The 13,198-nt window shown below is 65.6% G+C and carries 17 protein-coding genes; 10 read left to right on the top strand and 7 right to left on the bottom strand.

The window, feature by feature from the left end; genetic code table 11:
- Positions 1 to 4 precede the first annotated feature (4 nt).
- From MKAN_RS12545 to MKAN_RS12505, 10 genes are all read left to right on the top strand, one after another.
- Positions 5 to 991 (top strand): LLM class F420-dependent oxidoreductase, encoded by a 987-nt coding sequence (locus tag MKAN_RS12545; protein ID WP_023368671.1) that lies wholly within the window; start codon positions 5 to 7, stop codon positions 989 to 991.
- Between the two features lie 33 nt (positions 992 to 1,024).
- A complete protein-coding gene (locus MKAN_RS12540) occupies positions 1,025 to 1,957 on the top strand; it encodes an SRPBCC family protein (protein WP_042313625.1) in 933 nt (310 codons plus the stop codon).
- Entirely contained in the window at positions 1,957 to 3,126 is a 1,170-nt protein-coding gene (locus tag MKAN_RS12535; protein ID WP_023368669.1) for a zinc-dependent alcohol dehydrogenase, read from the top strand. Before MKAN_RS12540 ends, MKAN_RS12535 begins: the two co-directional genes overlap by 1 nt.
- Positions 3,127 to 3,138: 12 nt before the next feature.
- The gene (locus MKAN_RS12530; RefSeq protein WP_023368668.1) at positions 3,139 to 3,690 is read left to right on the top strand and encodes a type 1 glutamine amidotransferase domain-containing protein; all 552 of its coding nucleotides are present in this window, start codon (positions 3,139 to 3,141) and stop codon (positions 3,688 to 3,690) included.
- A gap of 111 nt (positions 3,691 to 3,801) precedes the next feature.
- Positions 3,802 to 4,494 (top strand): HemK2/MTQ2 family protein methyltransferase, encoded by a 693-nt coding sequence (locus MKAN_RS12525; RefSeq protein ID WP_023368667.1) that lies wholly within the window; start codon positions 3,802 to 3,804, stop codon positions 4,492 to 4,494.
- Between the two features lie 83 nt (positions 4,495 to 4,577).
- Positions 4,578 to 4,781 carry a CDGSH iron-sulfur domain-containing protein gene (locus tag MKAN_RS29655; RefSeq protein WP_225722940.1) on the top strand — a complete coding sequence of 68 codons (204 nt, stop codon included), beginning with the start codon at positions 4,578 to 4,580 and terminating at the stop codon, positions 4,779 to 4,781.
- 162 nt (positions 4,782 to 4,943) lie between these two features.
- Positions 4,944 to 6,320, top strand: coding sequence for an HNH endonuclease signature motif containing protein (locus tag MKAN_RS12520; RefSeq protein ID WP_080674232.1), 1,377 nt, complete (start codon positions 4,944 to 4,946; stop codon positions 6,318 to 6,320).
- Positions 6,304 to 6,483, top strand: coding sequence for a hypothetical protein (locus MKAN_RS12515; protein ID WP_023368664.1), 180 nt, complete (start codon positions 6,304 to 6,306; stop codon positions 6,481 to 6,483). Before MKAN_RS12520 ends, MKAN_RS12515 begins: the two co-directional genes overlap by 17 nt.
- On the top strand, positions 6,480 to 6,668 hold the full coding sequence (locus MKAN_RS12510; RefSeq protein ID WP_023368663.1) for a hypothetical protein: 189 nt from the start codon (positions 6,480 to 6,482) through the stop codon (positions 6,666 to 6,668). Before MKAN_RS12515 ends, MKAN_RS12510 begins: the two co-directional genes overlap by 4 nt.
- Positions 6,665 to 7,660, top strand: a complete 996-nt coding sequence (locus tag MKAN_RS12505; protein WP_023368662.1) for a tyrosine-type recombinase/integrase — start codon at positions 6,665 to 6,667, stop codon at positions 7,658 to 7,660. Before MKAN_RS12510 ends, MKAN_RS12505 begins: the two co-directional genes overlap by 4 nt.
- 305 nt (positions 7,661 to 7,965) lie before the next feature.
- Here the strand turns inward: MKAN_RS12505 and MKAN_RS12500 are convergent, their stop codons facing one another.
- From MKAN_RS12500 to MKAN_RS30465, 7 genes are all read right to left on the bottom strand, one after another.
- Positions 7,966 to 9,417, bottom strand: a complete 1,452-nt coding sequence (locus MKAN_RS12500; RefSeq protein WP_036394533.1) for a phage major capsid protein — start codon at positions 9,415 to 9,417, stop codon at positions 7,966 to 7,968.
- 5 nt (positions 9,418 to 9,422) lie between these two features.
- The gene (locus tag MKAN_RS12495) at positions 9,423 to 9,953 is read right to left on the bottom strand and encodes an HK97 family phage prohead protease (RefSeq protein ID WP_023368660.1); all 531 of its coding nucleotides are present in this window, start codon (positions 9,951 to 9,953) and stop codon (positions 9,423 to 9,425) included.
- 285 nt (positions 9,954 to 10,238) lie between these two features.
- On the bottom strand, positions 10,239 to 10,763 hold the full coding sequence (locus MKAN_RS12490; protein WP_023368659.1) for a hypothetical protein: 525 nt from the start codon (positions 10,761 to 10,763) through the stop codon (positions 10,239 to 10,241).
- Positions 10,760 to 11,002, bottom strand: coding sequence for a hypothetical protein (locus MKAN_RS12485; RefSeq protein ID WP_023368658.1), 243 nt, complete (start codon positions 11,000 to 11,002; stop codon positions 10,760 to 10,762). Before MKAN_RS12485 ends, MKAN_RS12490 begins: the two co-directional genes overlap by 4 nt.
- A complete protein-coding gene (locus MKAN_RS12480) occupies positions 10,999 to 11,370 on the bottom strand; it encodes a hypothetical protein (RefSeq protein ID WP_023368657.1) in 372 nt (123 codons plus the stop codon). The genes MKAN_RS12485 and MKAN_RS12480 overlap by 4 nt, the downstream gene beginning before the upstream one ends.
- Positions 11,367 to 12,773 (bottom strand): hypothetical protein, encoded by a 1,407-nt coding sequence (locus MKAN_RS31985; protein WP_023368656.1) that lies wholly within the window; start codon positions 12,771 to 12,773, stop codon positions 11,367 to 11,369. The genes MKAN_RS12480 and MKAN_RS31985 overlap by 4 nt, the downstream gene beginning before the upstream one ends.
- Positions 12,773 to 13,156: a hypothetical protein gene (locus tag MKAN_RS30465; RefSeq protein ID WP_080692191.1), complete on the bottom strand. Its 384-nt coding sequence runs from the start codon at positions 13,154 to 13,156 to the stop codon at positions 12,773 to 12,775. The genes MKAN_RS31985 and MKAN_RS30465 overlap by 1 nt, the downstream gene beginning before the upstream one ends.
- Positions 13,157 to 13,198: the final 42 nt, after the last annotated feature.

Below are 13,198 nucleotides of genomic sequence, written 5' to 3'. Positions count from 1 at the left end.
GCGTATGACGAATTTCGGCTATACGTTGATGACCGAGCAGAGCGGGCCGAAAGACCTTGTGCAGTACGCCGTTTCGGCCGAGCAGCGGGGCTTCGACTTTTTGGTCTGCAGCGACCACTTCTCGCCCTGGCTGACGTCGCAAGGACACGCGCCCAACGCCTGGGCGGTGCTGGGCGCGGTGGCTCATGCCACCGAACGGGTCGACCTGTACTCCTACGTGACCTGTCCCACGATGCGGTATCACCCCGCGATCGTCGCGCAGCAGGCCGCGACCGTGCAGATCCTGTCCGACGGGCGGTTCACGCTCGGACTGGGTAGCGGCGAAAACCTCAACGAGCACATCGTCGGCCGGGGCTGGCCGGCGGTCGAACGTCGTCAGGACATGTTGCGCGAGGCGGTCAAGATCATCCGCGAACTGTTCGGCGGCCGGCTGGTGAACTGGCGTGGCGACTATTTCCAGGTCGATTCGGCGCGCCTGTGGGACCTACCGGACGTGCCGGTAGGCGTCGGGGTGGCGATCGGCGGACCCAAGGCGGTCGACAAATTCGCCAAACTTGCCGACCACCTGATCGCGGTGGAGCCCGACGGCGACCTGGTCGACTCGTGGCACGCGGCACGCCAGGTTGCCAACGGGACCGGCGCCGGAAGGGTGGTCGGCCAGCTACCGGTGTGCTGGGATCCTGACCGCGACGCCGCCGTCGAACGGGCACACGACCAGTTCCGCTGGTTTGGCGGCGGCTGGGCGGTCAACGCGGACTTGCCGACGCCGGCCGGTTTTGCCGCGGCGACGCAGTTCGTGCGTCCGGAGGACGTCGCCGAGAACATCCCGTGTGGGCCGGATCTGGACGCCATCGTCGAATCTGTGCGGCCTTATTGGGAAGCCGGTTTCACCGATATCGCCCTCGTGCAGATCGGCGGACAGCATCAGGACGAGTTCCTCAAGGAGGCCGCCGAACCGTTGCTTCACAAGCTGCGGGCGGCCGCTTCCTGACACCACAAGACAGCACAAGGCAAGGAAATGACGATGAAAGACGCCTCGGCGAGCGCAGCGGCCACGCTGGCCCGCGGCCTTGGCGGGGCCAGCCTGGGGCTTGGCCTCGCCGAAGTGCTGGCCCCCGGGAAAGTAGCCGTGCTCGCGGGCGTGGCCGACACGGACCGGTCGCGCTGGGTCATCCGCGCCTTGGGAATACGCGAATGCGGCCACGCCGCGGCGTTATTGCTCGGCTCGCCGAAACTGGTGTGGACCAGGGTGGCCGGCGACGTGGTGGACGTCGCGGTGTTCGGGGCGGGTGTGCTCAGCCGTGGCCGGGGAGCACGGGCGCGCAGCGCCGTTGCCGCCGTCGCGCTGACCGGAATCGCCGGGGCCGACCTCTACGCCGCGATGCGCGCCGCCAGCGACGGAGGCCACCGGCATGGCAACGGCCCGAAGCATCGGTCGCTGCGGGCCGCGGTGACGGTGCGCCGTCCGCCGGAGGACGTGTACCGGTTCTGGCGTGACCTGGAGAACCTGCCCAGCTTCATGCACCACCTGCGATCGGTCACCGCCGGCGACGGCGGGCGGTCGCATTGGGCCGTCAACGCGCCGGTAGGCCAGCCCGTGCAGTGGGATGCGCAGATCGTCGAGGATGCGCCCAACAAGCGGATTGCGTGGCAATCGGCGCGTGATTCCGGGGTAAGGCACGGGGGCAGCATCGAATTCACGCCGACGGCCGCGGGCGACGGCACCGAGGTCCGAGTCACTATCGGCTACCACATACCGGGCGGAGTGCTCGGCAAGTCGGTTGCGACGCTGTTGGGCGAGTCACCGGAACAGCAGGTCAACGACGACCTTCGGCGGTTCCAGCAGATCCTGGAAACCGGGCAGGTGCTGTATTCCGACGGGTCGCCGGAAGGCACGTCAGCGATGCGCCAGATGCATCAACAGCCCGCGCGACCGGTGAGCGAAGGAGCGCGCTGATGAAAGCCACCGTCTGGGCCGGACGCAATAGCGTTGAGGTGCAATCGGTTCCGGATCCCGAGATCCGCAACGACCGCGATATCATCGTGCGGGTCACCTCCACCGCCATCTGTGGTTCGGACCTGCACATCTACGACGGCTATATCCCCACGGTCAAGCACGGAGACGTGCTGGGGCACGAGTTCATGGGTGAAGTGGTCGAGGCCGGAAAGGCGGTGTCCAACTTGGCCGTCGGCGACCGGGTGGTGGTGCCCTTCCCGATCGCGTGCGGAGCGTGCTCGGCGTGTGAGTGCGACCTGTACTCGCTGTGTGAGAATTCCAATCCCAACGCAGGAATGGCCGAGAAGTTGTTGGGTCATTCGCCCGCAGGGCTTTTCGGGTATTCGCACATGTTGGGCGGGTTTGCCGGTGGACAGGCCGAATACGCGCGGGTGCCGTTCGCCGATGTGGGGCCGCTGAAGATCGACGACGATCTGACCGATGACCAGGTGTTGTTCTTGTCGGATATTCTGCCCACCGGCTACATGGGCGCCGAGATGTGCGGCATCACACCCGGTGACGTCGTCGCGGTATGGGGTGCCGGTCCGGTGGGCCTATTCGCGGTCGCCAGCGCCTACTTGCTTGGCGCGGCCAAAGTGATTGCCATTGACCGGGTCCCGTATCGGCTGGAGTTGGCTGGCCGGCTGGGTGCGACACTCCTCAACTTCGCCGAGACCTCGGTGCTGGAGGAGCTTCGGGACATCACCGCCGGGCGGGGACCGGACCACTGCATCGACGCGGTGGGTATGGAGGCCCGCAACGGCTCTCGAGTGGTGGACGCCTACGACCGCGTCAAGCAGGCCGCGCGGTTGGAAACCGAACGGCCGCACGCACTTCGGGAAGCGGTGATGAGTTGCCGCAACGGCGGGACCGTCTCGGTCATCGGGGTGTATGGCGGTGTCATGGACAAATTCCCCATCGGCGCGGTCATGAACCGCTCGCTGACCATCAAGACCGGCCAGTGCCACGTACAACGCTACATGCGGCCGCTGTTGGACCGGGTCTGCAGCGGCGAGATCGACCCCACGATGATCATCAGCCACCATCTACGACTCGACCAGGCTCCACACGGCTACGAGATCTTCAAACACAAGCGGGACGGCTGCACCAAAGTCGTCTTGAACCCATAAAGGAGCATTGCGATGTCGAACGAGTTGCAAGGCAAAAGGATCGCCATCCTGGCTGCCGATGGCGTGGAAAAGGTCGAACTGGAGCAACCGCGCGCGGCGTTGCTACAGGCCGGTGCTCAGGTGGAGGTCGTGTCGTTGCGGGGCGGCGAAATTCAGGCGCGGGAACATGATCTCGATCCGGCCGGCAGGTTCGCGGTGGACCGCGTGGTTGCGCAGGTGTCGGTGGGCGAATTCGACGGGCTGGTATTGCCCGGTGGGACCGTGAACCCCGACAAGCTACGTTCCGACAGCGCTGCGGTGTCCTTCGTCCGTGACTTCGTGGAGTCCGGAAAGCCGGTTGCCGCAATCTGTCACGGACCCTGGACGTTGGTCGAGGCAGGGGTGGTGAAAGGACGGACGCTGACCTCCTATCCCAGCATTCGCACCGACTTGCGCAACGCCGGCGCCAACGTCGTCGACGACGAAGTTGTCGTGGACGGTAATTTGATCACCAGTCGCTCACCGTCGGACCTTCCGACGTTCTGCTCGACGATTGTCAATCAATTGGCGCAGGCCGCGGGGTAGCGATCGTCCCCGATCAGCCCCCGATCAGCCGGGTTTGGTTTCAAGCAGCGGTTTGCGGGCATTAGTACTATCACGCCGTGATCGCCACGGCGGTGCCCCGAAAGGCCAACCTTGACGACCACCTACCCAGCCTTGGATGGCGCCTTGGTCGCCGACATGGTGTACCAGCCACAATTCGATTCCCGTTTGCTCGTCGACACGATGAGGCGGACCGGCCTGATTCCGCGCCGCAGGGTGCTCGACCTGTGTACCGGCAGCGGCTTCGTCGCGATCGCTGCCGCTGAAATGGGCTGTGCCAGCGTCACCGCGTTCGACATCTGCCCGCATGCCGTGCGCTGCTCCCGCGACAACGTCGCCGACGCGGGAGTGGACGTCGACGTCCGTCAAGGCTCCTGGACACGGGCTTTCGACTGCGCGCCGTTCGAGGTGATCGTGTCCAACCCGCCGTACGTCCCCGCTCCGCCCGTCGACGACTCCGACGCGATTTCGCCGGCGGCCGGTCCGTCATGGGCCTGGAATGCCGGACCTGACGGGCGCCTGGTGCTCGATCCGCTGTGCAAGTCGGCGGCAAAGCTGTTGTGCGACGGGGGATCCCTGCTGCTGGTGCAGTCGGCTCTGGCAGGCGTGCAACGGTCTCTGGATTTTCTGCTATCCACCGGTCTGGATGCCGAAGTCGTTGCCTCTCAGCGGATTCCGTTCGGTCCGGTGTTGTCGGCGCGGGCGCCATGGCTGGAGGAGACCGGGCGGGTACCCTGCGGCTGTCGCGACGAGGAACTCGTGGTGATCCGGGCGGACAAGTCATGACCACCACTCGGGTTCAGGTGGTGCCCAACGGTCCGATACTGGTGTCCGGTCCGGTGCGCATCGAGACACCCGGCGGCGGTGTCGTGGCATCGGACCGCTTCATGGTGGCCATCTGCACCTGCCGGCGCAGCAAGGAATACCCCTTGTGCGATACGAGCCACCGCAGGTGCCGGCCTCAGCGGTCTGAGCGGTCTGAGCGGTCTGAGCGGTCTGAGCGGTCTCAGCGGAAGGCTCGAACGGATCAAACGCCGTCGTCTGGCGCTGGTTCAGGTGGTGCCGGGAATTAGCGCGCGCCGGTGACCCGGCTGGTGACCGGCCACACCTTGTTGCGGCGTCCCACCGCCAGCGGCAAGCGCGGATTCGCGTGGGGCAGTGTGGCAGCAAATTGCGTTCAGAAGTATTCCGGGCGTCCCCAGCCCGACGGCGGGTGGTCGTTCGGGTGTGGCATAATCGAATGTAGGTTCGACTCCCGCGCTGAGGTGATCGCGCACTGCGATGATTGGTTCGAGCGGCGTTGCCCGTCGAAGACGGCGGAGTCGGCGCAGTTGGTGGAGCGAATCTGTGCGGCCACGCGCGCGGAGAACCGGGCCGCGGCCGCCCAGTTGGTCGCGATCGGTGAGTTGTTTGCCTATCGGCTCTCGCGGTGTTCAGAAACCGAGGATTGGGCGGTGGACACCATGGAGGCGGTGGCCGCCGAAGTGGCTGCGGCGTTGCGGATCAGCCAGGGCCTGGCGGCCAGCCGGTTGCGCTATGCCCGCGTCATGCGCGAGCGGCTCCCGCAGGTGGCCGAGGTGTTCAAAGCCGGCGAGATCGACTATCTGGCTTTTCAGACACTGGCCTACCGCACCGATCTGATCGAGGATTCGGCGGTGCTTGCCGCCGTGGATGGCGAATTGTTCGTCAAACTGCCGCGCTGGCCGTCGATGAGTCGGGGCCGGTTGGGCGCGCAGGTCGACAAGATCGTTGCGAACGCCGACGCCGATGCGCTGCGGCGGCGCACGAAGCAACAGCGCGATCGCGAGATCTGCATCGACGAGGTCCAAGGCGGCATCTCGCTGATCCGCGGGCGCCTGCTGTCCCCGCACGCTCATGCGTTGGAGCAGCGACTCGATGCCCTCGCCAACACGGTATGTCCGCGGGACCCGCGCAGCCGGCACCAGCGCCGCGCTGACGCTTTGGGGGCGCTGGCCGCCGGGGCCGATCGGTTGGGTTGTCGTTGCGGGCATCGCGAGTGTGCGGCCGGCACGCGGCCCGCCGCAACGCCGGTGGTGATCCACGTGATCGCCGAGTCGGCCGCCGTCGCTGGCAGTGGCTCGATCACCGCATCCGAAATGGGCGCCGACGGGCTCATCACCGCCGAACTCATCGCCGAATTGGCCGTGTCGGCCAAATTGGTGCCGCTGACCCACCCCGGCGATGCTGCGCCCGAGCCGGGCTATGTGCCGTCGAAGGCGCTGGCCGATTTTGTGCGGTGCCGCGATTTGACGTGCCGCTGGCCCGGCTGTGACCGCCCGGCATCGCGTTGTGACCTCGACCATACGATTCCGGTTAGCCAGGGCGGGCCCACGCATGCGTCAAATCTCAAGTGCTACTGCCGAACTCACCACCGAACGGCTAAAGAACCGTTTAGTGAGAGGCACGGCCATGACCGCCACACCCACCACCAACAACGACCCGCAGGGCGTCGGTTCGCCCGACATCCCCGTGCCTCCTGGCGCGGTGTTCGCCGACCTATGGGAAGACGCCACCACCAACCGCCCCTATCGGCGGATCACCGGCGAAGTCCGCAGCATCACCGGGAACACCAACGTGCTGGTGTGGGTTGAGGCCATCCAATACGGCGATGGCAGCCTTGACCAGTCCGCGATCGACCGCCCCTCGGTGCAAATCGAGGCCAACCAAGAAGCCCTGAGTAGCCGGCAGGCACGTGAGCTGGCCGCCGCGCTGCTGACCGCCGCCGACGAGTTAGACGGGTGGGCCAAGCGATGAGCGGCGTCACCATCGACTTCGTCGAAGAATCCGGCGACGGTACCCGGCGCATCATCGTGTGGGGCCACGACCACGGCGACAACCTTGACTCCGATCAGGCGCGTCAGCTCGCGGCCGAACTGCTTGCCGCGGCCCACACCCTGCTCGACGACGACGCCAACCGGGAAACGGATGGGGTGAAGTGAACACCGTCAACCGCGTCCGGATAACCCGCGCCCGCGCCAAGAGGCTCGGCTTGACATTCACCCAACGCGGCACCGTGTATACCCTGCGCGACGCCGATGACATCACCCTTGCCGTCGGGCCGCTGGCCACGGTGGACGCCTACCTGATTGGGCGCATGCAACCCAAACGGCCCGGCCCGCGCCCCACCACCCACGCGCCCGAAGCGTGGCGCCGCGACGTGGACGACTACCTGATATGCCTGGCCGCCGGCGGCCAGCGGAAATCAACAATCCGGCTCCGCAGGGCCAACCTCTGCGTGGCCGCACGAGGCCTGGGATGCCCACCCGGCGAGGTCACCGCCGAGCAGCTAGTGAACTGGCTGGGCAAACAGCAACACCTATCCCAGGAAGCCCGCAAGAGCTACCGCACCACCTTGCGCGGATTCTTCGTCTGGCTCTACGAAATGGGACGTGTACCGGTCTATATCGGGGACGCGCTGCCCGTGGTGCGCGTCCCCAAGGCCCCGCCGCGGCCGGCCAGCGACGAGGCCTGGCAGGCGGCACTGGCCAACGCTGACCGGCGTACCGAGCTGATGCTGCGCCTAGCCGGTGAGGCGGGGCTGCGGCGCGCCGAGATAGCCCAGGTGCACACCGCTGACCTGATGGACGGCGGCGCGCTGCTGGTACACGGAAAAGGCGGAAAGAACCGGGTAGTACCAATCAGCACCTACCTGGTTGCCCTCATCCGTCAAGCCCCCGCGGGGTGGTTGTTCCCCAACACCCCCGACCGGCATCTAACCCCCGAACACGTCGGCAAAATCATCTCGCGGGCGCTGCCGGACAATTGGACAGCCCACACCCTGCGTCACCGCATGGCATCGCGCGCCTTCCGCGGGTCGCGCAACATCCGCGCAGTGCAGGCGCTGCTAGGCCATGAGTCGATCCTGACCACGCAACGATATGTCGCGATCTGTGATGACGAGATCTGGGCAGCGGCAGCCTACGCGTGGTAAAGCGCGTTTCCTAGATACCCAAACCTGCGGAGCCAGTCTTTTTACGGTCAACCCTGAAAAGTCTTTTTACGGTCAACCCTGAAAAGAGACCAGGCAACTGGCGAAAACTTGCCAGTTGACATGTTTTCGCCCCACCAGTGACGTGACTTAGACGAGCGGTAACGTAACTCGCGTTATTACGGGATAGATCGGGGCGACTTTAAGGGTCGCCAGCAGGCTCGAACTTTTTCGCGATCGTGCCCCGCCCCCCCAATGCCGGACCGGGGTCGAGTCGGTGGGAGTTCGCCGCGCCAGGGAAGAACTCACTAGGCGCTCGTCGGCACGTTCAGCAGCCGGAACGCATTATCGACCAGCACATCCGAACCGACCCGCATCCACAACCAAGCGCCGCGCTCCCCGGTCGGGCGCCGATTAGCCCCAACTAGATGTGGGATCAGTTCAAGGCTTGAGCCGGTGCGCATCGTGATAGCAAACTGACTGAAATCGCCGTACAGGAGGACGTGATTGGTCTCGGTTGCCGCGGTGTTGAGGCTGCCGTCCATATTCGAATTCTCATAGATGTTGCGGCCCAGCAACTTCGGCGGACTTGTGCTCAGCTCTGGGAACCTCAGCGCTCCGTTTGTGGTCTCGAACTGGCGAATCGTGTTGAGGATAGACAAGTTCGCGTTCCATGATGCGCGGGGCTGAAAGCGCGGCGGCAGCATGCTCTGCACCTTGTAAATGTCGGATGCGGCCAGGGCTTCCGACCCGTCGCCGGTGACCACCGACGAGCCGCCGGCCAACGCCGAGATGATGCCAGTCGGCTGGCCGGTCCCGCTGCCCGTCGTGAACGCGGTCGCTAACAGCTGGTCAGCACCGTCCTGCAGCAGGCGGCCCAGCTCCTGCATCAGCGTCGTTGCATCGCCTTGCAATTCGACGCTGAACGGGACGAACACCGACGCTTTGCAGCTGGGAATTGCGGGCTGCGTCAGCGTGGGGCTGGCATCGGCCGCCTCCGACGACTCCGGGAGCCATTCAGCCACAACACCTTCCGACGTGACACCGTGCCAAACGTCGGAAACCGTCTGAATCACACGGGAAATCTTCATCAGCGGATTGTTCGAGCCGTCAGACGACAGCAACACCGTGGGGTCCAGCTCGAAGGGCACAAGAAACCCGCCCGCAGCGTCGGTCAATGACATTGCCCGCTGCTCAGCTTGCAACGCGGTCACACGCCGAAACGCTTCACCCTCGGCCGGGGTGAATTGCAAATGCCCGCGCTGCGGATCGAGCACCAACTTGGAGAACGCTTCCCGGTATTTCTCACAGCCGGTTTCGGCGATCCAACGGGCCGCCCACGAGCGCGCCGGAGCCGGACCCGAACCCACCAGCCGCTCCGCAACCTCAGCGCCGCCAGCGGCCAACAACCCGGCCTTGTGGCTGCGCTCAATGGTGCGCATTGCGCTGTCACGCTGCCGATCCGGGGCCGGGCGGTCCTCGTCATACTGCGACCGCTGCTCGCCGTTGAGGGTGTGCATACCGTTGGCGCCGCCCTCAGTCCGAAGCTCACCCGATTGCAGACCGCGGACCATCGCAGCCAGGTCGGTGGCGTGCCGGCGGTCGCGCTGCGCCTGGCGCTCGCGGAGCTGCTCAGCGTGAAGCGTCAACGCTTGGAAACGTTCGGCGGCCGGGCCGGTCAAGTCGCCGTCGGTGCTGTCGAGTAACTGCTGGGCAGCCGCGCGGCACTGCTCCACCGTCGTGAAATCAATCTCGGTCATTTTTTTCACCAATCGAGTAGTTGAATGCGGGCCAAGGCCACGCTCCGGGGAATAACAAGTTGCTCAGACCGCACACCGGCAATCTCGGCGGACGGATAGGCCGGGATACCAGTCAAGGAGACCTCAAGCAGCGCGGCTTCCACACGGACCACGACACCGTTCTCGCGGCGATCCCGGATCGGCCGGAAACCAACGCTGAACGAATCGACAACGCCAGCACGAACGTTCGCCAAAGCCTCATCTCCGTCGCGGGTATTCGCGATCTCGAACGCCGCGAACAACCCGAACCGTTCCTCGCGCAGCTCGACAGCACGGCCCACCGGGTAACGGGTCCGGGAATCGTGGGACACCAACAACTTCAACTTGTGGCCGCGCTCAGCGATGCTGCGCTGAAAGGCCCCAGGCGCGAACCGTTCCCGGTATTCGCCGTCGAAGTCGCGCACGGTGATTTCCTCGCCGTAGGGCACGACGGTGCCGAACACGGTGCGGCCAGTGCCGGATCGTAATTCGGCGTTGCGGTAAAGGATGCTAGTCAACGGAAGTCACCTTGGTAGACACGTGCGGAAATCGCTTGTCGTGTGCATGGTGACCCGTGTCCGAGTTGGCCGCCCTCCGGCAGGCTCCCGGCGCTTCGGAGATACCGAGCTGAGATAAGTCTACACGGGCGGCAGCGATTTCGGCGTCAGTTGGCACACACGCAGCGATTTCGGCGTCAGTTGGAATGAATTCGCACTCATCAATCATGAAGGGGCTCCACTCATTTTGAGCACATGCATGCGATTGCACCGCAGCGGTGTCCCGTCGGGCAACGGTCATGATCGTCACCCCGCCCCCGGGGTGTCAGGCCGGTTCAGTGTCCGCGCGACCCGCTCAAGTCCGGCCAGGCCGCCGGGCGTGGCGAGTGTCGAGCCGGCTGCCATGTAGGCCAGTGCTGCCGCGGCGCCGATGAGAGCTGTTGCCCGGCCAGCCTCCTCAGCTTCACAAAGGACGGAGTTTGCACCGTCCGAGTCGTTGTGCTGACGGTAGCGAAAAAACATTGCGGCCCGCTTGATGTCCCGGCCGTGGGCACGCTGGTCTGTACCGGGGGCTTCATCGGTGGCGTGGGTGGCCATATCCAACGCAAGTTCGCCGAGCGCTCGGATGCCCTCGGGCGTTCCGATTGTGTTGCCGTCCTCGGCAATCGCGGTGTCAGCGACGGCCCACAGTAGGGCTGATAACCGGCGGTCGGCTTCGGCGGTGCGGATGATTTTGGTTACGCCTGCAACGTCTTGGCGGATGTGGTGCGCGATAAGTGCTGCGGCCCGGGCGAAGTCGAGCCGGGTTGGAGTTTGGTCGTTGCTGGTCATGCTGGCTTCCTTTCGGTGGTGACGACGAAGCTGCCCGGTTTTCTCGGGCAACGGCCTACGGTGTCGGCTGTGGGTATCCAGTGCCGGCCGTCGCAGACTGGGCAGACGACGTTGATCAAGCGGCGGCCGTCGGCGAGGGTGCGGCGTTGGCGGATGGTGGCGGACACGGCATCGTCGCCGGTTCGCTTGGCGTAGCGGATAAGTTCGGTTGCGGCGCGTGCGGAGGGGTGGTTAGTCATTGCAACTCCGTTCTCTGGCCGGTGAGGATCGCCACCAGATCGGCCACGGTGCACGTAACCCACTGGGCCATAGGATCGGACACCCCACGGCGCTTGTGGACGACTAGGCCGACGAGAGCGTCATCGTTGCCCGCTTCGAATTGGGCCTCACGAATCCAGCCAGGCAAGTCGAGCCGCGCGCAGTCCTTGACTTCGAGGACGACGCGCTGCCCGTGCAGCCTGACGCCGCTGATGTCGCCGCGGTCTCGGCTTCCGTTGCGGGCACGTCTTTCAACCCTGTCGTCGGCCAAGGCTTCGGACAGGGCGGCCGCGATGGCGCTTTCAAACCGGGTGCCGGCGGCCCTGGCGCTGCGGCGGGTGCGGCTCATTGGTCCCGCCGTTCGGTGCTGATGGTTGTTGCGCCGAGCTGGTCGGTGACTACCGAAATGGCGTCGGAATCGGTGTCGTCGTCGGCTTCTAGTGTTGACCGGTTCCCACCGGTTCCCACCGGTTCCGAACCGGTCGAGTGGTGACCGGTTCCCGGTTCCCTCCCTATAGGGGAACCGGAACCGGAACCGGTCGCGGAACCACTCGAATCAGAACCGGGTCGGGAACCGGTCAAAACGGCTTCATAGCGACACGCACCACGCTTTCCAGGCGTCTCACGCAACCGGCCGCAAGCAACCAATTCATCGACACACTCATCTATTCGCGTGTTCCGTAGACCCGCACCGGCGAGCCGAAGCTGAGCACGCAGCGCCCGTTTCGAGGCGACAGCATGGTCCGGCGATTCGGCGATGGCCGCGAACACCGTTTCCCGGTCAGCGTCACCGGGGCTGCTCTCGGGCGTGTCCTCGTCGGCCTTCGGCGCGAAGAACCGCAGCGACAGGTCCGGTCCGCGCGTCTGCGAGTCATCGACTACCAGCGTGCCGACGAACGTCTTTCCGGCCGACTTGGTTGGTCTGCCGTGGGCACGCAGGCAACCGGGCCGGTCCTTCGTGACGAACACGTACGAGACACCGCGCATCCCCCGGCCCATCGGTGCCGCGTTCTCCAACAGGATGCGCGAACCGTCGAGGACGTTGCCTTTATGCACGGAGCCGTAAGCGTCCCGGCGCGAGCCGTCGGCGCCCATCGGCATGTGGTCACACGACAAGACGGCGGCACCGGCACGGATGAACGGTGTCACCAACCGGCGACGAAACAGCGACAGTCCTTCGACTGCCTTCGTTTCGGCGCTGTGCAATGACATGCCTTCGTTCACGCCGTCATGGACGACGAGTGCCGGCACCGGGTCGAGCAGCGGGGCCAGCCATTCGGCGCGTACTGGGCGTGCTGGGGCCACGAACCGCAGTCGCGACAGAATCACGGTCGGGTCCACACCGAGCACGCGTAGCCGTTCGACGGTGCTCCCGGCGTCAGACTCCTCGAAATGGATATAGACGACGTACGCACCGGTTGCGAGCTCCGCAGCGGCACATGCCAACGCGAACCACGATTTACCGGACTCGGTTTCACCGAGCACGGCGTGTTCCCTGCCGGGATAGATGAGCCGCAGCCCGTCGCTGCGGGTTATGCCGAGAGACGGTTGCGGCCGCTCGATTTCGCCACGCAGGTACGGGCCAAGGTCCACCGGCGACCAGGTGGTCGGTTCGTCGGTGTCGGTGTGCGTGCCGCCCGGCGGTTCCTCCGGTGGCGGCACATCGGCATACGGGTCATCGGTCAGCAGCGAGCCGTCCCGGTCGAGCCATTGAGCCTCGGGATAGTCACGGCCATAAGGGAAGTCGGCCATTACGCAACCTCGCCCGATGTGCGCCGATGCACCGCCACAGCCAGGGCACGCTGGCCGATGCGCCACATGCCCCTACAGGTGCGGTAATCGGCCAGGCCGGGATACCCGTGCGCGTCCAGGTGTTCGATGGCGGCAACCGCCCCCCCGGCCTGTACGTCGGTGACCGGGGCGGGCTCGCAACGGCGGCAACCGACGTGCGGGTCTGCGTAGTGACCGCAGTCCAGCATTGCCGTCGACCGGCGTTGATACCGGGCCGCCCACTGATAGGCGGTAGGCTGGCGAGTGCTGGTGGCTATGGTGGCGGCCGGTTCGGTGTGGCGGGCGTCCTGGTGGTGCGGGGCGCCGCCCCCTTCTCCAGGATGCCCTGAACCGTTAGGCGGCATGGTCGTCACCGCCGTCCAGCTCGGCCAGGCGCTCGGCGACGA

It is taken from the genome of Mycobacterium kansasii ATCC 12478, from assembly GCF_000157895.3.
GTDB lineage: Bacteria > Actinomycetota > Actinomycetes > Mycobacteriales > Mycobacteriaceae > Mycobacterium > Mycobacterium kansasii.
This window is presented reverse-complemented; position numbering and strand designations above follow the sequence as displayed.